Origin of the sequence: Vreelandella subterranea (assembly GCF_900111305.1) — a bacterium.
GTDB lineage: Bacteria > Pseudomonadota > Gammaproteobacteria > Pseudomonadales > Halomonadaceae > Vreelandella > Vreelandella subterranea.
Genome location: NZ_FOGS01000012.1, coordinates 1 through 18,922, shown reverse-complemented (window position 1 = coordinate 18,922; position 18,922 = coordinate 1). Strand labels below are relative to the sequence as shown.

Sequence of the window (18,922 nt, the reverse complement as noted above, 5' to 3'; positions counted from 1 at the left end):
GTTTACTCCTTGCTGACACGGTTGACTTCCTCGAGGCTCGTGATCCCTTGCATCACTTTTAAAAGACCGCTCTGATGCAGGCTCGGATACCCCTCACGGCGGGCCAGCTGGTCGATATCCAGAGAGTTGGCATCGCGCATGATCAACTGGCGCATCGCATCGGTAATCGGCACGACTTCGTAGACACCCACGCGCCCCTTGTAGCCGTGGGTACACTGCTTGCAACCGACCGGGCGAAATAGGGTGGACTGCTGAATCGCCTGTTGGCTGAACCCTTCGCGTCTCAGTGCTTCGTGGGGAATGTCAGCCGGTTCCTTGCAGTGAGGGCAAAGCTTGCGCGCCAGGCGCTGGGCAATGATCAGGCTGACCGCGCTTGCAATATTGAAGGAAGACACCCCCATATTGGACAGGCGAGTAAGGGTTTCGGCCGCCGAGTTGGTATGTACCGTCGACAGCACCAGGTGGCCGGTCTGGGCCGCTTTGACGGAGATCTCGGCGGTTTCCAGGTCGCGTATTTCACCGACCATGACCACGTCAGGGTCCTGGCGCAGGAACGCCCTTAACGCGCTGGCAAAATCCAGACCGATCTTCGGCAGTACGTTGACCTGGTTGACGCCGGGAACCTTGATTTCCACTGGGTCTTCGGCGGTGCAGATATTGCGCTCTATCTGATTAAGAATATTGATGCCGGTATACAGCGATACGGTTTTACCGCTGCCCGTCGGGCCGGTCACAAGAATCATGCCTTGCGGCTGCGCCAGCGCCCGTTCGTAATGACCGCGCTGGTCATCGGTGAAGCCTAACTGCTCAATGCCCAGTTGGGTGGCGGTGGGGTCAAGAATCCTCAGCACGAGCTTTTCACCATACACCGTCGGCAGTGAATTGACCCTGAAGTCGAGAGAGCGGGTGCGTGACAGCTTGAGTTTGATCGCCCCGTCCTGGGGCAGGCGGCGCTCGGAGATATCCAGCCGGGCCATGATCTTCAAACGCGCGGCGATACGGTTACGCATGGCAAAAGGCGGCCGTGCCACCTCGATCAGCATGCCATCAATCCGGAAGCGAACCCGGTACTGGGTTTCATAGGGCTCGAAATGGATATCCGAGGCGCCCCGGCGAATCGCATCCAGCAACAGTTTATTGACGAATTTGACGATCGGGGCGTCGTCGCTGTTCTGGGGCGCTTCCTCGAGGGGAGCGTCTTCACCGGATGCCCCCTGGACAACATTCAAGGAACTGACGGCGTCGTCGATGTCATCAAGTTCCTCCAGCATGCTGCGTTCATTCTGGGTGAGATACTGGTTCAACGCCGTGCTCAGTTGGTCAACAGGCGCGAGCACACCTTCAACGCTCAGTCCGGTGGCAAATTGCAGTTCATCCAGTTGGGTAAGTGTCGCCGGATAAGGGACGGCAACGGTAAGTCGGTGGCCGTGGCGCGCTAACGGCAACACCGTCAAGTGCTGAAGGACTTTAATTGGATAGTCAGCCGCTGGTGGCAGTGACGATAAACGCACGGCGTTGAGATCGATCACCGGCAAGCCATACTCCCAGCCAGCGGCTATCGCTGATTGCCTGGGATCGACCAGGCCGCTGTCAACAACGTGCTGGAGTAGTGAAATATCCAGGTCGAACGCCGTCGCCTCGGCGGTGGCCGCCTGAGCTTCAGTCAGCAACCCGTGCTTGACCAGACGCTGGGCGATGCCGCGCAGCCCGCCCCGGGCGGCGGCATGGCTTAGGGTTGACTCGAAATTGGGTTCGCTCATGCGTGACTCGTTGATGAAGTGCGCTGCGCATTACTTTTACCATACTTGGCAACACAAGACATTAGCGGCTTTTTAAGCCGAAAGGTTCAAGCCGGGCATCCTGCGGCCGATATGGCTCATACTCAAGCGTTGATGCGTAATATTGATAAACCATAGACTGTCAGTTAATGTCATTACATATTTGCCCAAAGCAATACTCGGCGGTAACGCTGGGTAGCATTCCCCAAGGAGACGTCTCCATGCAGCAATCTGCAGAACCGGCAATCCGTAACAAGAAGCTGTAAACGCGCGCCAGATTTGGCACAGCCTCGCGCTTGCTTTGGCATTAGCGTAATAGCCTATTAAGTTCTGAATTTGCGGCACCTTTGGCATATCAAATTGATGGCCACGAATCACAGAAGGTAGGCCCTGAGCTAATCGCAAAAACCTGAACATCGCAGCCTGCGGCACAGTCTCCGCTCCCTCCAGAATTTACATTTTGCGGTATACTTGGCTGAGATACCGCGCCTGGTTAGGATGAGCGAGCTACGGAGTACGCAGCATGGCCATTGAAGTAACTGAAGAAATGATAGACCGGGTAATGCCCGACAAAGACGACAGTTACCCTGACTGCCCCCTTTGCGGTTACGACGGGCACTGGAATCACACGATTCGTGGTGAGTTAGAACAGAGGCAAGCAATACGAGAGTTCCTTGAGAAGGCATTGTCCTCATAAGACCGTTTTCCTAAAACAACCCCGCCGGTTCTTCATCCACATCCCAGCTGAAGATCAGCACCTCTTTGGCGTCTGAGCCTTTGCCGCCGCCGACGGTGTAGCGTATGTCGGTGGTTTCGATGTGGTAGTCCGCGAAGATCCGGCGGATGTCTGGGTGGTCGTTGAGGCTGATGATGGCCTTGCCTTTGAGCTTGGCCAACATGCTCGCCATCTCCTCGTACTGTTCTATGCCAAAGGGTACCCCATATCCTTCTGTCTGCCAGTAGGGTGGGTCCATATAAAAGAGGGTGTGTGAACGGTCATATCGCTCGATGCACTCTTGCCAGCTTAGGTGCTCTATAAAGGTGCTGGCCAACCGCAGGTGAGCGGCGGACAGCGACTCCTCCAGGCGCAGAAGGTTTAAGCCTGGTGGTGCTGTGGTCGCTGTGCCAAAGCTCCGTCCTTCGATGCGGGCACCGAAGGCATTTTGCTGGAGGTAATAGAAGCGTGCTGCGCGCTGTATGTCCGTTAGGGTTTCTGGTCGTGTCATCTTGAGCCATTCGAACACCTGGCGGCTAGAAAGCGCCCATTTGAACTGCCTGACGAACTCCTCAAGGTGGTTCTGCACCACGCGGTATAGATTGACCAGGTCTCCGTTGACGTCGTTTAGCACTTCCACCTCGGCAGGTGCTGGGCGCAGGAAGAACAGCGCGGCCCCGCCTGCGAAGGGCTCTACGTAGCACTGGTGCGGTGGCATCAGCGGAAAGATACGGTCAGCTAGGCGGCGCTTGCCGCCCATCCAGGGAATGATTGGGGTAGCCACGATGCGTCTCCTTTGGTGGTTTGGAGCTCGTGGCTCTCTGTTGGTTTAGGTGCCTGCAACGCGGGCACTTGATTTCAATGAACTGATAGTCGCTGACGTTGGCCAGCTTGCGATTGCACTGCTTACAACGAATTTCCATTAACACCATGCCAAGCCTTCTAACGTTCTAACGTTTGGCTTAGACTCTCTGACGCCTAGCTAGGCGGGGGAGTCTTAGGCCGACGGGCAGGTGTGTGCTGCTTGTTGGTGGCCAGCGACGGTGTGTCCGCACCGTCGCTGGTCGCTCCTCTCTTCTTTACCCCTCAGACCACTCGATAGCTTCCAACGCTTCCCGATCCTCAGCCTCCAGAGCGTCATCGATCTGTTTTGCTAGCTCGCCTTCGCGGTCGATGAGTTCGCTGCGGCGTTCTGCGATTGCGCGTAGTGCTGCCCAGACGTCGGCGACTGGGTGGTCTAAATGGAACTGGTCGTCGCTGTCTTTCCAGCGCTTGAATGTGTCTATGCCCTTATCCTGGGCGTTCTCTAGCGCCTCCCGAATGGCTTGGCGGTTGCCTGGGTCACCCGCATAGCGAATGCCACTGATTTCGACGCCTTCAGACTCAGCGGCTTTGCGTGATGACTCGATGCTGGCGAGCTTACGCGCAGCGATGTCAGCGAGTTCCGGCGGCGGTATTGGCACCCAGACGGGGCGGCCTTCATCATCGGAACCGCGACGCATGCCATGAGGGGGTACGCGGCGTCCATACATTGAGAATTCTTCTTCAGTGACTTGTATAGCGTCGGCAGGCCAATTATCTGAACGCTCGTATCCTGGTCGAAGAGATAAAGGGTAAAACGCATTAGTGGAAGGACTGTAGTAATAATTCATTTTAAACACCTATAGCTAAAAAATAGCAGCCGTTCGAGTCCACAAACGCATCGAAGGAAGTTGTAGTGAGATTCCCTACACGAACATATGAAGTCGAGGTTAGATCATTGTCTGTGTTTAGAACTATATAGCACTCACTCGTAAACGATATTGGGAACGTAGTCGTCGTTACCCCGTTACCCGTGGCCGCATACCCTTCTGTTTCTCCCCATTGGATGATTAGACCTCCTGGAAAAATTTGATAGCCACTGGGACCAAGTGAATGATTTAAATTTTTAAATGCGTCGGCCAACTTCGCCGGAGTCAGTGCTGTATTGTCATCAGCCAACTCTTGGGCCTGGGCCGAAGTTGAAAGCCGCAGGATGCCTTTTTTTGTCTCGCTTGCATCACGTAATGCCGATGCTTGCCAGTCGCCAACTCCAGCGGGGGCTGCACCAGTCTCAATTTCCGCCCGACCTTCTACAGCTACGCTTAGACTTTCCTCCCCATCGACAGTGTCATCGCCGTCAGGAGTGAGTGTGACTGTGTTGCCTGTCTCCGTATCGGTGCGGACGATTCGGTACGAAACGCCCTGGTTGTTGCTGACACTGGGTAGCGTTAGTTCTACTGACCCGCTGCTCGCATCGACCAGTACTAGCCCCGCGTCTTCTATCGTGAGGGCTTTTGGTGAGTCAGCATCTGTGACGGTTGTTACGCCTCGGGCTGCTATGCGGTTTAGTGCTCCCAGCACCTGCCCCAGATCCTCATGATCCGGCGTTAGCCCTGCCTCGACCACCACCCGCCTCAGCGATTCGGTAATCATGTGGAACCAGTAAGCACCCGGCGCCGTCGCGGGGATACTTTGGGCGGGGTTGCCGTCGGTTGGGTACCCCTCGCTTGGATCTGCGGGCGGCTGGGGGGCCGTCTCTGTGGCGTTGCGTTTGTAAACTCTATCCACCATTTTCGTCTTCTCCGTAGGCAAACAGTACAAGGGAATGGGCGGGGGCGAGCCTGGATATCACGCACTCCAGGCGTTCATTGCCCCAGCTCGCTAAGGGTTCGTTGACGCCGCTGTTCACGGCGAAGTACTCAACGGTGTCGCTGGGGGCGCGGACGGTCCACGCCCAGCGCCAGTCGATACCGCGAATCGGCTCGCTGACGTCACTGCCGACCGTGTGGGCGAGGTAGTCCTCGATCTCGATGTCGTAGCCGAGGTCTGCCGCGAGGCCCTTGAAATACGGTCGGCTGGCACCGCCAGTGGTGGTGAGCACACGCACAACGCCGTCGCGCCTGGCGTTTAGGGTTTGCTCGCCTGTCACGCAGGGGTCAGGCAGCGCGGTGACGCGCTCCCAGTCGGGTAGCAGGTCCGAGGCCGTGCGAGGGTCGGCCTCTTCGATCAACGTATCCGCGCGGGCATCGACACGCTGGAACGCTCCGGCGCGGGCTTCCAGGAGCCGCTGCCAGAAGCTTTCTGGCTCCCGGGGGAGCGCCTGGCCCGGCGGGCCGAGGGTGTGCAGGATGCCGTGATAATCGTCGCGTGTTAGAGCCATGTGATTTCACCCCGCGTGGGGATTTGATTGGCACTGTGAGTGACGTTTGCGGCGGGCGCTTCCAGCTCGTGGCGGCTACTGCCCGCCGCGATGTAGATCACGCCGGAGAGCTGCTCGCGGTAGCTGGTACCGCCGGGCTCAGCAGTTTGGCCGAGGAAGTCATCGAGCGCTTCCGCGATCCGCCCGCGCGCCTCGGCGGTATCCGGCGTTAAACGGATCTCGAACGGGATCGGTGCAGGCTCTGGGGCGACGGCGTAGAACCCTCTAGCGGTCACCGGTCGGACGTCATCGATATACGTCTCGACCGCTTCCACGACTTCAGACTCCGGGATAATGTCGTCGAGGTCGTCACACACAAAGCGCGCTGTGACTTCACCGATGTCGGGCTTGTGGCGGGCGATCCATACGCGGGTGATGTCCGGATGGGCTTCGCGTACCCATGCGCGGTAGTCGGCTTCGTTGCCGCCGTGAGGTGGGTTCTGAATGCGCTCCAATAGGCGCTCACGCAGTCGGTCGTCGCTCTCGCGCCCGGCACCACCCGTAATGCCTTCATCGCCCACTGTGGCTTCGCCGTCGATACCGCTGATCGACAACACCAGGCGTAGCGTTTCACCGGCTTCCAGGTTGCCATCGGTGCCTGCATCAACCGCCGTAACATCGACGTTGGCCACGCCTTCGGCGTCGAACGTGACGGTTTCATCCACGGTGTAGGTGGTGCCGTTTTCGTGCTCAAGCTCAGTGCCGTCGAGCAGCTGAGCGCCGGGGTCGCCGGTCATGGATATCGGCCCGGCAGCGGCCACCGCCCCGGTGCGATAAATGCGCCAGATACTGGCCCAGCGCTCCAGCCATTCGCCCTCGGCGGTGTCGATAATCAGCTGCTTTGAGAGCCACGCCAGGTAGCCGTACAGGCCATGTACTGCCCCGGCATCAACATCGGCAATTACGCGCAGCATGGCCCGGCGTAGCGCCGGGTTAGCGTTGGGCAGGCGGCCGCGCAGGTCGGCGCGGATCTGTTCGGCAAGCTCGTTTAGCGTTGGGGATTGCCAGGGCATGTTAGCTCCACACGTATTGATAGCGGTCGGAAATGCGGGTGCCGTCGCCGCGCTGGATATCGACACGTAGCCACAGCACCGAGCGGTTTAGCGTCTCGGCGGTGACGACTATTTCGCTGACTACGCCGTCAGCGAGCAGCCAATCCAGCGCTTCCTCGGCGTAGGCTTCGGCGCGGCGTCGTACCTCGGGTAGTTCCTTCTCGCGGCTCAACAGCCAGAGGCGAGAGCCCCACTTGTCGCCGTCTTGATCGGCAATGGCATCGGCCCACCAGCCGCGCCGGTTGTCGGTGCCGTCGGGGATGATGTCGTCTTCCTCTGCCCGGCGATCGCAGAGCAGTGAGAATGCGACAGCGGTGCGCAGGCCGTCATCTGTGACAAGGTCGCCGTCCAGGAGCGCGACATCTAACAGCCCGTCGACGTCGTCGAGCGTAATGTCCATCAGTTCATCCCTTGATTGGGCGCGTCAGTCGGGCCGCCGTTGTCGTTTTCGTCGTGATTGTGGCCGTTGTATGTATCGCGCATGCCCTGCATGGAGCCGGTGCCGTCACTGACCTGGCCCTGGGCCTTGATGTTGCCGGTGGCGAACACGTCCGGGGTGTCCAGCGTGATTGATGTGCTTGCGGTAATCGTGACCTTCGGTGCAGTGACCTCCACCGCTGAACCGGCGTTTAAGCGCACGATCCGGCCCCGGTTAAACACAAGTTCATCGCCTTCGTCTGTGTACAGCGCGACCTCACCCTCGGCGAGATTGCGCTTGCGGTAGCGGCGGTCGGTGGCCAGCAGCGCCACAAGGTGGCCACGGGCACCGCCGACCGATGCTGCTATGGCTTCGGCACCTTTCAGCGGGCGTGCGGTGTATCCATAAGGTTCGATATGCTCGACGCGTTTTGTCTCATCGCGCAGCAGATCCAGCTGGAGAATTTGCAGCCCTTTGGCACTGTCGGTACGAGCCACAACGGCGCGGCTGATCAGCAGGCGCAGCCGCCGCCATAGCGGGCTCAATAGCTTGGTTGTCTCGCGGCCTACCATACGTCGCTCTCCCGTTCCGGTTCCGGCTCGGCTTCAAGGTCGTAGCTGCTTTGCGGGGCGACACGGATCTCCGAGCGTTCGCCGCGCTCATCGAGGAGCAGTTGCACCTCGGTAATCAGCCACTCGACGGGTTCGTCGAACATCCATTTGTCGCGGATGGGCACCAGGTCACCGGGCCGCCAGAGGCCGTCTTGATGCCGCCAGCCCGCGACGGTGTACGTGATGCCGCGCGACTGGCCCCAGCGGCGGCGCACTTCCCATTCGGCGCGCTGGCGGCACGATGAAGAGTCAGTGCTGGTATCGCAGAGCACCAAGGTCGGGCGGTGGCGTTTGATGCCGTCATCTTTCGCGCGGCCTGACGCACCGCTGGCCGGGCGGCCAAACCAGGTATCGTCGGCCGCGCCTTGTCCTTGCACGATGACTTCGCCAAAGCGGTCACGATCGCTAAAGCGGCCACGGGCTACGCGGATGTTCTCGCCCAGCGCCAATTCGGTTTTGAGCGTGGCGCGGGGTGGGCGGGTGAGCACCAGGCGGCCTTGTTCGTCGGCCACTAGCAGCAAGGCGCGGTAGCTTGCGAGCTGGCCCAGCGCTTCACCGAAGGTCTGGCCTGGCTCGACTTCCAAGGCGCGCAGCGGTGCGCCCACATCGACTTCGGCCACCACTTCAATACCGAACGGCTCAGCGACACGGCGGGCCACCTGGAGCACGGTCTGGCCGGTCTCCCAGGGCTGGGCGGTGCTGGATGAGTCAACCAGGTCGGCGGTTTTGGAACGGCCAGAGACGACAAGGCTGTGCGAGCGGGCGTCGTAGCTGGGCAGCACGTCGTCAATATGGCCCGTAATCACTGGCTCGCCGTCGATCTCTACCACGACCGGCGCGCCGGTGCGCAAGCGGCGCGGCTCGACGGTGGTGCCGTCACGGTCGGCCCACTTCTCGGAGAGCACCAGCTCGAAGCTATCCGCCATGGCGTCCAAGCTGCGGCGGATCTGGATTTCTTTCCAGCCCAGGTGACGGTCGCCGTCGACGACAAGCGCGAGTTCACTCACTCAGCACCTCCAGGGTGTCAGCGGGCACGCTGCCGGGGTGGCGCACGTTGTTGCGGCGGATGATGTCGGTATCGCGTCGGGCATCGCCATATAACCGGTGAGCGAGCACCAGCGCTGGCATACGGGCGTTGGGTGTGTAGCGGGTTAGCTCGGGCAGTGCGGTGCCGCGACGGCGAAGATCCTGTACGGCCGCAGCGCGCAAGCTCACCAGGCGTTGGGTGGTTTGCGGCAAGGGCGGCACGCTGCCGCTAAGCTGCTCGGTAATGCCTTGGTGGATAACTTCCAGCGTTTCGACCGCTTGCTGCCGGGTTTCGTACTGCCACTCGGCAGATGCTTCGGCGGCTTCAACCGCTGCGCCACGGCGAATCAGCGCCACGGCGGCATTCTGTGCCTGAGTCTCAAGCCGCGTTTGCTGGGGGGCGCTAAAGCTGGTTGAGCGCACCTCGCCAGTGCCAAACAGGGCGCTATAAACGCCGAGGGCTCTGCCTGGCTCGCCGAACATGTTCTTGATCTGGCCGATGCTGGATAGAATTGCCGCGCCCAGTTCAGCGGGGGTACGAATCAGCCGCGCGATAGTGCCGGTGACATCGCCAACGATGCCTTCAATCTCGCTGATCGCGCCCAGGATCGTCGCTTCTACGGCCTCGACGCGGTCGACAGCAAGCTCAACGATCTCAAAAGCATCGATAAACTCATCAAGAATCGCCAGGCGTGACGACTCGGCGGTAGACGCCACGACCTGCTGGGTATCCGCAACCGCGGTGGGGTAGCGCGGGGAGTCGTCGGCGCGTACAACGGTGAAGCTCACACGCGCCATGCCGCCTTCGCGGGTGCTTTCCGTAATGCGCGGGTCGCCGGTAATCACCACGCGATGGGTGTCGTAGTAGCTGTGGCGCATCTCGAACGCGCCAGGCAGTTCCAGAGCATCGGCTAGCTGGTTGCGCTGGATATCGTAATCTTCGCCCAGCAAATAGCCGATGACCTGCCATTCACGCAACTTGCGGCCGAGGTCTTCAACATATGGATCATCGCGCAGCGGGTACTCGTGTACCTGGACGCGGCGGCCAGGCGAAATGGAGCCGCGTTCCAGGTACAGGGTGACGCCCCGGAACTCGGCCGTGCCGTCGCCGATTCGATCACGCCAGCTCATTGGGCTACACTCCGTTGGATACAGGGAGAAGAAAAATGGTTAAACGCATACTTCATATCACCGCTATTGCAGGCGGTTTGGCACTGGGCCTGATGGCCGGTGCGCTTCATGCCGATAGCGACACCGTTGCTGTCCAGCAAAACCTGGCCAGTGAATTGGGTTTGGAATATGAAGGGGAGTACAGTTACCGCGATTGGCGGCTGGAAGTGCTTGAGCAGTTCCAGTTCAGCATCCCGGAAATTGGCGACTGTGGTACCTGGGATGAGCCTAAAGATTGCGAGCAGAATGCAGGCTATGGTGGCCTTGAATTGCTCTATTGCTCCCATGGAAAAGACATCACCGATAATTGCGACATGAAAGGTGAAGGCCCGTTTTTTGAAACCGTTTACTTGACCGAGCAAGATGTGACGTTGCTTACCAAGTTTCAGAATAAAGATGACGACGGGCATACTCGCGTTAAGCTTCTCAAGCTTGCCGAGGGCCGCCAGCCGGATATCCACGAGAGCTAAACTCACTGCCACGTCCTCCAGTTACCCAGATCTACATCGATCTCTGGCCCACCCTGACCCCGCTCAGCGCGGGCGTCTTTCACTCGGCCATCCTGGTCAACGAAGATGCGCAGCACGCTTTCGCCAGCGTCGCGGAAGGTATCGACTGAGTTACGCCCGTATTCCATCACGGTTTGTTTGGCCGATTCCCTGGCCAGCTCCACGTAGTTGCCCATCTTTCCGCCGGTTTCGGTACGCTCGACGGCGTCCTCAATCAGCCCGCCGATTCCCTGAGCCGCCAGCACGGTACTGATCGCCGGTAGGGAGCGGCCAACTGCTACGGCGGAACTGTTACCGACTCTTGAGGCAGCGCTAAGCGCCTGACTGGAAAGCCGGGGCTTCTGTGATGTGGTTGGCGCTGAGGTACTGCCACCTGTGCGCGTAGTCGGCGGGGTGTAGCCCCCACCTTTGCGGGTACCACCGGTGCGCCCAGGCGAACCACCGCCGCCCAGGGCACCCAGGTTGGTCACAAACACCGGTACCGGGGCCATGCTGCTGGCTGCGCCCAGTCCACCGGCTATGCCGCCGGAGGTAGATCGACGACCCATACCCCCGTAAAAGCTACCCAGCTTCATCAAGGAGCGCCCGGCATAAAGCGCAGCGGTGGCTCCGGCCACACCACCCGCCACTTTCAACCATAGGTCGACAGTTTCAGGGTCCAAGCTATTAAGCGCATCGGCGGCTGCCTGGATATGCTCGCTCAGGTTCGTGTCCGCGAAGTCCTGCCAGGCGCTTGAGAGATTACGCATTGCCCCGGCAGCGGTTTCAGCGGCGCGGGCGGAGTCACCCATGGTGGTGGTGCCGTCGCCCTGAACTTGGAAGAAACGGTCCATCGACTCGACCGTGCCGTTGCGGTTGTACTCACCCAGCGCGGCGTTGAAGGCGCGCATGGCTTCCGCATCGAATATTTCGGAGAGACGCGATGTACGACCGTCGGCTGCCTCGACGATCTCGACCATTAGCTCATTGATGGGTCGTAGCACTTCGCGGCCGCGCTCCAGTTCATCCGCGTCGAAGATCTGCACGCCACTTTTGCTGGCCAAGTCCTTGGCCTTTTCAGCGTCCTGGAAGGTGCGCAGCAACGCTTCGAACGCGGTGGCGGCCTGTTCTGAGCTGCCCGTACCCTGGCGGATGACCTGCAGCGCCGCGCCCATCTCACGAATCGCTTCCGGCCCCTGACGGCCTAATGCGGTATAGGCGGTCACAACACGCGGGCCGAGCGACGCCAAGTTCTGCAACGTAAAGGCACCTTCCTTGCCCTGCACATTGAGCGTGTCAATGGATTGCAGCACCTCATCCATGCCGCGAATGTCCATCTTCTGGAACTCGGCGAGGATCTCGCCGATGTTGGTGCCTTCAGCGCCGGTCGCGGAAATAGCGGCGGCTATATTGCGGATGTTCTCTTGAGCAAATTCCAGGTCGCCGGTTTTCTCTACGATTGCCTCAATGGCCCCGGTGATCTGCGAAGGGTCGACACGGATGTCAGGCTCGCGGGCGGTCTCGAAGATCTGCTGGCGCAGTGCTTCCATATCTTCTGCGCTGCGTTGGGACTGGATGCCCAGGCGCGTGAATCTCTCCTCCAGGTTAACCAGGTTGCGCACCGTGCCGAATCCCGCCGCACCAGTGGCGAGCGCTACCCAGCGGTTGCCCACGCGGTCGAGCTGGCGGCCGACGCCGCCGGTGACGCGCTGCAAGCGGGTCATGTGGCGCTGGCCGTTGTTTGCCATGTTGCGCATGGCACCCTCGTAGCGGCGTGATTGCCGTTCGAGGTTGCCGCGCAGGTCCATCACCACCGAAGCGCGCAATTCGCTCATGTTATCTCCTGGCCTGGTTCAAATAGCCGAGCAGCCGACGCATCGTCATGCCGCGTTGTTCGGCTTCACTCCACCCCGTGCGTGTCGCGATCACCCACATCAGCTTCGTTAGATGCTGGGCGATCGCTATCGCCTCGCCCCCGCTGCGTCGCACCCTCCTGTGTCTGGGCAACGGCGGCACCATCGAGCTGCTCGCTCTTAGCCAGCAGCCGGTTGAGGTCTTCAGGGTGCAGCCGGTGCATCAGCTTGAGATCGAGAGGGCCGGAGACGTCGCCGATGCTGACGATCTGGCGGCGTAGGACTTCAACACCGACGCGGGACGGGCTGACCACCAGCATCGGCTCGAAGCCACCGTCGCCGTTGGGCACCATCATCAGACGCTCGGCAGCTTCTTGAGCGTCGAGCACGTCGCCAGCGGTTGCCTCACGTAGCACCACGTCCTTACATTCGGTCTCGCCGATCTTGAGGCCGTGGATAAGTGTGACGGGTAGTTTTGTGCCTGCCATTAGAGTCTCTCCAGGCCCATGCCGGACCAGTTGAGGCGAATGTTACCGCCGGACATTTCGACGGTGTCGGTGACGAATGCCTTGCGCAGCAAGTAGGAGTCGCCGGTATCCGTCCGGGTGATAACACTGGCGTTCTTAATGCGTCCTAGCGCGATCAAGTCAGTGTCGCGGGTGTGGCGGACGGTAGTGCTCACTGTCGGTGCCTCAGGGGTCTCCCGGTGGCCTTGGACACCGTTTGGACCCACCACTGCCTCCCGGCTGACGCCGCCAACATTGATGGTTGTATCGAGATCGGTAAGCAACTCCGATCCATCGACCTTGACGGTGGACTTGCCAGTCAATTGGGTCATGTTTACGCACTCCTTAAACGGCGGTTTACTGGCCGCTTAGCGGCGGAATTGTGTCTGCATCGCGTGAATACGGTACTGGCCAACGAGCTTCGGCGAGTCGATCACATTGAGGCGAGCCGGGTTGTCTGGGTCGATGTTGACGGTCAGGCTTTCGGCGTATCCTTCGTAGTCCTGCACCCAGCCGTTCTCGATAAAATCGAGATATAGGTCGAGCAGCTCGGCCTTGCAGACGTTGGGGGTCATGATCGGCTGACCAGCGCCAAAGAGTGCGGCGTCTTCATCGGTGGCCAATTTGTGGCGCGGATATTTTGAGAGAATCCGCGAGATCTGCTCGTAGCGGATGCGTTCCAGGGTTTCGGGCACCTGGATGTCGAGGTAGGCGTCGCTTTCGACACCCGCTTCATTGGTCTGGTATGTCGTGATCTCGCGGTTGATCTGCACCGTCCCGTCGTCTGCGACCGTGAACGTAGCAATGCCGTCGTACAGCAGCAGGTTGCGTTCAGCTTTGGTCCACTGGTCTTCCTTGAGCGGGCCGATAAGACCAGGCAGTGCGAGGTATTGCAGCGGGCGTGCCGGATCATTTGTTAGCGAACCGCCGGCGATCATCGCGTAGGTGACGGCCCATAGGTAGGTGGGACCAACAGACTTGCCGGTCCCCATCACTGTCATATGCTCGCCATTTAGAGCGCTGCCAAAGGTGCTGGTCTCGCTGAAGGTGCCCCGAAACGCACCGAAAGCTCGACTGCCCGTCTGCACCATTGGCCCAAAACGGCGAGTAAGCTCGGTTTTCAATTCATCAATGTTGGCGGTGTCGGTATACGGGCAGGCGATGTAGTGGTACCACTCATCACCCATGGCTGCGATTGCGTCCCCAATATCCGGGTTGCCGTCTCCACCGCTGAGCTGTGTGATATCGAAAGTTACGCCGTCAATGCTCCGCTCACCCTTGGCGTTAAACACCAGGTGGATGTCATTGCCAGTTTCACCTGACCACTTGCAGTTCAGGTTGACCAGCGTGGCATCGGTGCCGTCGATGGTAGCCGTCACGGGTACCCGGCCTTCGGCGTTGATGGCGTCGACCAGGGCCTCGGCAATCGTCTCGGCGCTATCGCTTGCTTCAACTCCGGCGCGCACGCGGTAGCCGCCGATATACAGCGAAACAGTGCCACCACGCAGGGCGGTACCGACGACGCCAATGGAACCCTCAGCGTTGGTACCCGCTTCCAGGTCATCCATCGCCAGTCCGAGTGTTTCCATGTAAGGGTCGATCTCTAACGCCGTACGTACCATCTCGGCCAGCATTGAGCCGCGACCGTAGTAGCGGTCGGCTTGCTCGCCGCTGGTGACGCGGTCGGCGGTTAGGGCGTTTTTCTCGCCGCTTTCCAGGCGCTGACCGATGACCAGCAGGCGGGTCTGCCATACGCCGCTGTTGGCCAAACGAGAATCGAACTCGATAGAAACGCTCGGAATGCGCAGGTCGCTGGGGATGTCGTTAAAGACACCGGCGGTTATGGTCATGGTTTACGCCTCCTTCTCGCCAGCATTGGCGTCTTTTGCGGCAGTTTTGGCACGGCTGGTTTTGGCCGGGGCCGTAGCGCGCACCAGGTCGCCATCGCGCAGGCGGCGGCGGATGTAGGGGGTATGCTCAACCAGCGCGCCCTCGGCGGGGATCGGCTTGCCGTCGCTTTCGCGGCGTACCAGCAGCACGCCTTGATCGGGTTTTTTGGCATCGCGCAGGCGCGGTTTAACGTAAATGGATGGCACGGTTAGTCCTCCTGGGGTTGGGGTAGCTCGACGCGGCTTTCGGCATCGGGATCGTCATTGCCGCCGATGCGGTGAGTGCCGGTGTAAAGCTCGAACGGGGCGAGGTCGTTAACGCTCAATGCTGCTGGCCATAGCACTTTCAGCCGGAAGGCAGCGGCGTAAACCACCACGCCTTCCTTGTCGAAGTGATCGGCGTAGAGGTTGTCGATGCTCTCCAGCGTCAGGCTGCCCACATCCGGTACAGATAGGGCATGCACAGCGGGCACCACGCGTTCGAGCAGTTCATAGGCACCCACTTGGCGGGTATTGCCCCGGCGGCGTTCGCGCTCGCCGCTGGCGTGGCCGGTCACCACGTACACCACATAGCGGTTCTGGGTCGCGGGCTGGGCCAGGTCGCCGTCACCGCGCGCGCCGCCCCAGGCGACAAACACGCCGGGCACTTTGCGTAGCGCCGCGCGCAGGGTCTTTTGGTTCCACTTGCCTGGCAGGTCTTCGACGGTTTTAACGCGGTCGGCTAACACCAGTTTGCAGCGCTCGATAATGGCGTCTTCAATTTTGGCCAGCATTAGAAGCCACCCCCGTTAAACACGCGGCGGCCGGTCTCCATCATCACGCTACCGGCGCTGCCTGCTGCGCTTTCCGATGAATCAATGCCCAGCCGCACCTCGCCCTTGGCCACGCTGCGCAGGAACTTCACCGCGTCGTTGTAGCGTTTGGTGACTTGCTCGGTTGCTCGGTCGTCGTATAAGCGGTAACGGGCGATATCACAGGCGTAGGCGGTGATGATGCGCGGCACCTTGGAAAGCGGCACGGTGTACCCCGCTGCACTCACGTAGCCGTCGATCTCGCCGCTGGCGTCGGCGATAGCGCCATCAACCTTGTTGGCGTCAACGTCCAGGCCGGTATCGTCGGCGGCCAGGTCGAGCAGCTCGTTCTCGCCAAAGCGCTCGACCAGGTCGTCTTTCGTGCAGTAGGGCATGGGTTACTCCTCGCTTTCCGCTTCAATCGGTAAGGTGCAGTCCTCCACCTCCAACGCGGGGTCGTCTCGCAGCTGCTTTAGCTGCTCTTCGCTGAGTAGCTCCAGCGCAATGCCGACACCCTTGCGATTGAAGCGAAAGCCCGCACGGCGGCGGCTTTTCACACTGCGCTTGGTACGCACGAAAACACCTGGCATTTCCTTTTCAGGGGCTTTGGGCTTGCTGGCTGATGGCGCTTGCTGAGTGGCTTGCGGGGCCGGTGACTTGGTCTCAGCCTGAGCGTCCTGGTCGGCCTTCGGCTCAATCGTTTCCGCTGGTGTTGCCGTCTGTGTATTTGCCTGGGCTTCCTGCTCGGCGTCCGGCGCTACTTCATCGGCTGGTGTTACCGCTACCTGCTCGGCTTTTGGCTCAGTCGCTTTCGCCTGGGTGGACTGCTTCGCCTTGGTCGTGGTGGTTTTACGTGTTGCCATGGTGGTGCTCTCCGTTGCGCAGTGCCCGCCGGGGCAGGCACTGCGTGTCGTTACGGGTTAACGGGCTGTTAGGCGCTGGCTAACCAGGGGTTGAGCACCAGCGTTGAGGTGTTGGCCCATTTGTTGGTCTCACCACCAGCGGCGAGCTGGCTTTGCAGCACGGCACGGGCAGCGCCTTCCATTGAGTTGGGCACCATGGTGTGCGAGTGACGCAGCGCCAGGGGGCGCCCATAGTCGCCTTTCATCTTCGTCAAGGCCTGGCGTGCGGCTTCGTAGTTCTCTGGGGTGAACGCCTGACGAGAGCGCACGGCCAACTGCCATAGCCCGGCACCGGCGTTAACGCGAGCATCCACGCCGAACAGGAACTTGTCGGTCATAAAGACTTGGGTATCGTTCAAGTCGGTGATCGAGCGGAAGTTGTAGTCACGGCGTTTCTGGAACACGACGGGCTTGATCACGCGGGTGTTGTCCATGACGTACCAGGCGTCGCCCGAGCCGCCCATGTCGTTGGTCACCGAGATCTCTTGCCCCTTTTCATCGAGCACGGGATGGTCGGCATCAAACAGCGGCTGCCCGTCGTAGCATTCCGGGTTGGCTTCCAGTACTTCCACAGCGAGTTCGTTGGGATGCTCACGGCTTGAGCGGCCAAACTCTTGGAAAACAGGCGACCATAGGCCGTAGGTATCGTCGTCGATAGCATCACGTGAGACGCCTTCGGTCAGCTCGAACTTACGGTTTTTGATGCTGAACGCGGCACCTTCCAGCGAGTGAACAACGCGATCACCCAGCCATTCACGAATGCGCGGCAGGCTCTTGAGGAACGGGTACACCTCAACGGCAGTAGTGCTGGGCACTGTGGTACAGAACAGCTCATAGAGCGCTGCCTGTTCCCCCATCGAGCTAAAGCCCTGCTGAAAGGCAGCGTTGTAGGCCTGAAACAGCACCTTCAAATTGGCTTGAGTAAGATTCATGTAGGCAGTCCTTTATCAGGCGCTAGCGGCAACGCCGTTAGTCGGGTCGATGTTGACCCACACACCGGCGTCGTCGACATCGTCGACAATGCCAGCGGGGGAGCGGGTATCGGTGTCGGCGGTTTTGGCCACCGTCTGGTCATCGACGATGTAACAAACCTTGCCGATATCGGCGCGGGTGATCTCATCGGCACCGCTGGAGTTTTCAAACGCGAAGTTGCCGCGCTCGACCTCGACGACTTCATCGCCATCGGCTCCGTCGGTGTTGTCCTGGTAGTGGCTGAACACACCCGCAGCGGTTAAGCCAGTGGCGGTGGTGCCGGGTTCGGTATAGCCATCGCCGTTGATGACGGCGATGGTGCCCGCAAAGCACTCGGCAGCGGCGGCGACTAACAGGCCGCGAGACAAGCCCAGGCGATGCGGTGTGTTTCGGTTCTTGGTGGCAGCGGTCACGGTGTGATCCTCTCTCCTGGTGGGTTAGGCGCTGGCTTATTCAGCCGTGGCCGGGTTCGCCTTGCGGTACTGTTCAGGCGTAAGGCCCATGGCTTTGCAGACGGCAAGCTCTGATTCGTTGAGCTTGTCTTCATCGCCGCCCTTGCGACCCTCGGGCGGTTTGCCCTGGGTTTGGGTCTGGCCGGTTTTCAGCGCGGCGATGCTCGGCGCGCCTTCCAGGTGGGCTTTGCACGCGGCAATGCCTTGCTCGCGCAGCCAATCGGCGGTGGCCTTTCCAGGAATTCGGCCATCGTCCAGGCCTTCCTTGATCAGCGCGTCCAGCTCGGCGGAGTTGCTGTTGGCTTTCAGCGCGGCCAGCTGTTCGGTGGTCTCTTTGAACACCGCAATGGGCACGTACTGGGTCATGTACGGCGGGGCAGTACCGCTTTTTGCCTTCAGTGCGGCTACGGCTTCATCCGGCTTTGCGTCGTCTTTGGCACCCAACGCCTGGCGGAACGCCTCGGCATCAGCAGCGGCGGCTTTCAGCGCGGCAATGGCGCTGTTGATCTGTTCGTCGGTGGTATCGGCAGCTAGGCCGAGCGCAGCAATCAGTTGTTCACGGTCCACGGTGTCAGTCTCCTCGGGGGGTTCGTGCGTTACCGACATGCGCGCAGCGGCAAGCTGCGCGGCACCTTCGTCGATGGCGGGGGTGTTGGTTAACGCCAGGTGCAGGAGGTCGAGCGGCACACCGTTGGCGTCGTACGGGAAAACAGGGGAGAGATAGAGATATTCAGGCGGCTCGCCGTTTGGCCCCGGTGTGATAGCCGCGCGGGCTTTGGCGGTCCAGGCAATCGCGCCGTAAAGGCCGTCGTCTCGAAACTCAAGCGAGCGCGGGTCGACCCAGCCAGCGGCAGGCGCAGGCTTGCCGTTCTGTTCGCTGTAAAGGGTTTGGTGTTCGTAGTCGATGGCGATGTCAGTACTGCGCGCAGCGGCCAAGCGGATGATCGCTTGAGCAGCTTCGGCAGACAGGTGCCACGGTCCAGAGCCCTCAGCAGCCCCACGCGGTGCGTGAAAGGTGCCAGCGGGCATCAGGCGCGTTTTGTCGTCGGTGATCTGCACGCGGAGGGCGCAGACGGCGA

General features: G+C 60.4%; 23 protein-coding genes. 1 reads left to right on the top strand and 22 read right to left on the bottom strand.

Going from position 1 to position 18,922, the window contains the following annotated elements; all coding sequences use genetic code 11:
• Positions 1–2 precede the first annotated feature (2 nt).
• From pilB to BMX75_RS15355, 11 genes are all read right to left on the bottom strand, one after another.
• Complete coding sequence (pilB, locus tag BMX75_RS15405; RefSeq protein ID WP_092829425.1) at positions 3–1,760, bottom strand: type IV-A pilus assembly ATPase PilB; 1,758 nt, start codon at positions 1,758–1,760, stop codon at positions 3–5.
• A gap of 725 nt (positions 1,761–2,485) precedes the next feature.
• Positions 2,486–3,277, bottom strand: a complete 792-nt coding sequence (locus tag BMX75_RS15400) for a DNA adenine methylase (RefSeq protein WP_092829424.1) — start codon at positions 3,275–3,277, stop codon at positions 2,486–2,488.
• Entirely contained in the window at positions 3,228–3,416 is a 189-nt protein-coding gene (locus BMX75_RS18445) for a Com family DNA-binding transcriptional regulator (RefSeq protein WP_422822079.1), read from the bottom strand. The genes BMX75_RS15400 and BMX75_RS18445 overlap by 50 nt, the downstream gene beginning before the upstream one ends.
• Positions 3,417–3,572: 156 nt before the next feature.
• Complete coding sequence (locus tag BMX75_RS15390; protein WP_175474755.1) at positions 3,573–4,025, bottom strand: DUF4376 domain-containing protein; 453 nt, start codon at positions 4,023–4,025, stop codon at positions 3,573–3,575.
• 121 nt (positions 4,026–4,146) lie between these two features.
• The gene (locus BMX75_RS15385) at positions 4,147–4,947 is read right to left on the bottom strand and encodes a gp53-like domain-containing protein (protein ID WP_139197173.1); all 801 of its coding nucleotides are present in this window, start codon (positions 4,945–4,947) and stop codon (positions 4,147–4,149) included.
• 127 nt (positions 4,948–5,074) lie between these two features.
• Positions 5,075–5,674, bottom strand: a complete 600-nt coding sequence (locus BMX75_RS15380; protein ID WP_092829421.1) for a YmfQ family protein — start codon at positions 5,672–5,674, stop codon at positions 5,075–5,077.
• Positions 5,665–6,726 (bottom strand): baseplate J/gp47 family protein, encoded by a 1,062-nt coding sequence (locus BMX75_RS15375; protein WP_092829420.1) that lies wholly within the window; start codon positions 6,724–6,726, stop codon positions 5,665–5,667. The genes BMX75_RS15380 and BMX75_RS15375 overlap by 10 nt, the downstream gene beginning before the upstream one ends.
• A gap of 1 nt (position 6,727) precedes the next feature.
• On the bottom strand, positions 6,728–7,165 hold the full coding sequence (locus tag BMX75_RS15370) for a phage GP46 family protein (RefSeq protein WP_092829419.1): 438 nt from the start codon (positions 7,163–7,165) through the stop codon (positions 6,728–6,730).
• Complete coding sequence (locus BMX75_RS15365) at positions 7,165–7,755, bottom strand: phage baseplate assembly protein V (protein WP_092829418.1); 591 nt, start codon at positions 7,753–7,755, stop codon at positions 7,165–7,167. Before BMX75_RS15365 ends, BMX75_RS15370 begins: the two co-directional genes overlap by 1 nt.
• On the bottom strand, positions 7,749–8,801 hold the full coding sequence (locus tag BMX75_RS15360) for a phage baseplate assembly protein (RefSeq protein ID WP_092829417.1): 1,053 nt from the start codon (positions 8,799–8,801) through the stop codon (positions 7,749–7,751). Before BMX75_RS15360 ends, BMX75_RS15365 begins: the two co-directional genes overlap by 7 nt.
• The gene (locus tag BMX75_RS15355) at positions 8,794–9,951 is read right to left on the bottom strand and encodes a DNA circularization protein (RefSeq protein WP_092829416.1); all 1,158 of its coding nucleotides are present in this window, start codon (positions 9,949–9,951) and stop codon (positions 8,794–8,796) included. The genes BMX75_RS15360 and BMX75_RS15355 overlap by 8 nt, the downstream gene beginning before the upstream one ends.
• A 35-nt stretch (positions 9,952–9,986) precedes the next feature.
• On the opposite strand from BMX75_RS15355, the gene BMX75_RS15350 reads away from it, so the two are divergent.
• Complete coding sequence (locus BMX75_RS15350; RefSeq protein WP_092829415.1) at positions 9,987–10,460, top strand: hypothetical protein; 474 nt, start codon at positions 9,987–9,989, stop codon at positions 10,458–10,460.
• A 2-nt stretch (positions 10,461–10,462) separates the two neighbouring features.
• On the opposite strand, the gene BMX75_RS15345 is transcribed toward BMX75_RS15350, so the two are convergent.
• The 11 genes from BMX75_RS15345 to BMX75_RS15295 all read right to left on the bottom strand — a co-directional run.
• Positions 10,463–12,313: a phage tail tape measure protein gene (locus BMX75_RS15345; RefSeq protein WP_092829414.1), complete on the bottom strand. Its 1,851-nt coding sequence runs from the start codon at positions 12,311–12,313 to the stop codon at positions 10,463–10,465.
• 65 nt (positions 12,314–12,378) lie between these two features.
• Positions 12,379–12,819 (bottom strand): phage tail assembly protein, encoded by a 441-nt coding sequence (locus BMX75_RS15340; protein WP_092829413.1) that lies wholly within the window; start codon positions 12,817–12,819, stop codon positions 12,379–12,381.
• On the bottom strand, positions 12,819–13,169 hold the full coding sequence (locus tag BMX75_RS15335) for a phage tail tube protein (protein ID WP_092829412.1): 351 nt from the start codon (positions 13,167–13,169) through the stop codon (positions 12,819–12,821). The genes BMX75_RS15340 and BMX75_RS15335 overlap by 1 nt, the downstream gene beginning before the upstream one ends.
• A gap of 36 nt (positions 13,170–13,205) precedes the next feature.
• Positions 13,206–14,687: a phage tail sheath subtilisin-like domain-containing protein gene (locus BMX75_RS15330; RefSeq protein ID WP_092829411.1), complete on the bottom strand. Its 1,482-nt coding sequence runs from the start codon at positions 14,685–14,687 to the stop codon at positions 13,206–13,208.
• 3 nt (positions 14,688–14,690) lie between these two features.
• Positions 14,691–14,933 carry a DUF2635 domain-containing protein gene (locus tag BMX75_RS15325; RefSeq protein WP_092829409.1) on the bottom strand — a complete coding sequence of 81 codons (243 nt, stop codon included), beginning with the start codon at positions 14,931–14,933 and terminating at the stop codon, positions 14,691–14,693.
• Positions 14,934–14,935: 2 nt separating this feature from the next.
• On the bottom strand, positions 14,936–15,499 hold the full coding sequence (locus BMX75_RS15320) for a phage protein Gp37 (RefSeq protein WP_092829407.1): 564 nt from the start codon (positions 15,497–15,499) through the stop codon (positions 14,936–14,938).
• The gene (locus BMX75_RS15315) at positions 15,499–15,912 is read right to left on the bottom strand and encodes a gp436 family protein (protein WP_092829405.1); all 414 of its coding nucleotides are present in this window, start codon (positions 15,910–15,912) and stop codon (positions 15,499–15,501) included. The genes BMX75_RS15320 and BMX75_RS15315 overlap by 1 nt, the downstream gene beginning before the upstream one ends.
• A gap of 3 nt (positions 15,913–15,915) precedes the next feature.
• Complete coding sequence (locus tag BMX75_RS15310; RefSeq protein ID WP_092829403.1) at positions 15,916–16,380, bottom strand: HI1506-related protein; 465 nt, start codon at positions 16,378–16,380, stop codon at positions 15,916–15,918.
• Between the two features lie 68 nt (positions 16,381–16,448).
• Positions 16,449–17,351: a Mu-like prophage major head subunit gpT family protein gene (locus BMX75_RS15305; protein ID WP_092829401.1), complete on the bottom strand. Its 903-nt coding sequence runs from the start codon at positions 17,349–17,351 to the stop codon at positions 16,449–16,451.
• Positions 17,352–17,366: 15 nt separating this feature from the next.
• Positions 17,367–17,804, bottom strand: coding sequence for a hypothetical protein (locus BMX75_RS15300; protein ID WP_092829399.1), 438 nt, complete (start codon positions 17,802–17,804; stop codon positions 17,367–17,369).
• Positions 17,805–17,840: 36 nt separating this feature from the next.
• On the bottom strand, positions 17,841–18,922 hold a 1,082-nt coding region (locus BMX75_RS15295), incomplete at its 5' end, for a phage protease (protein ID WP_092829397.1).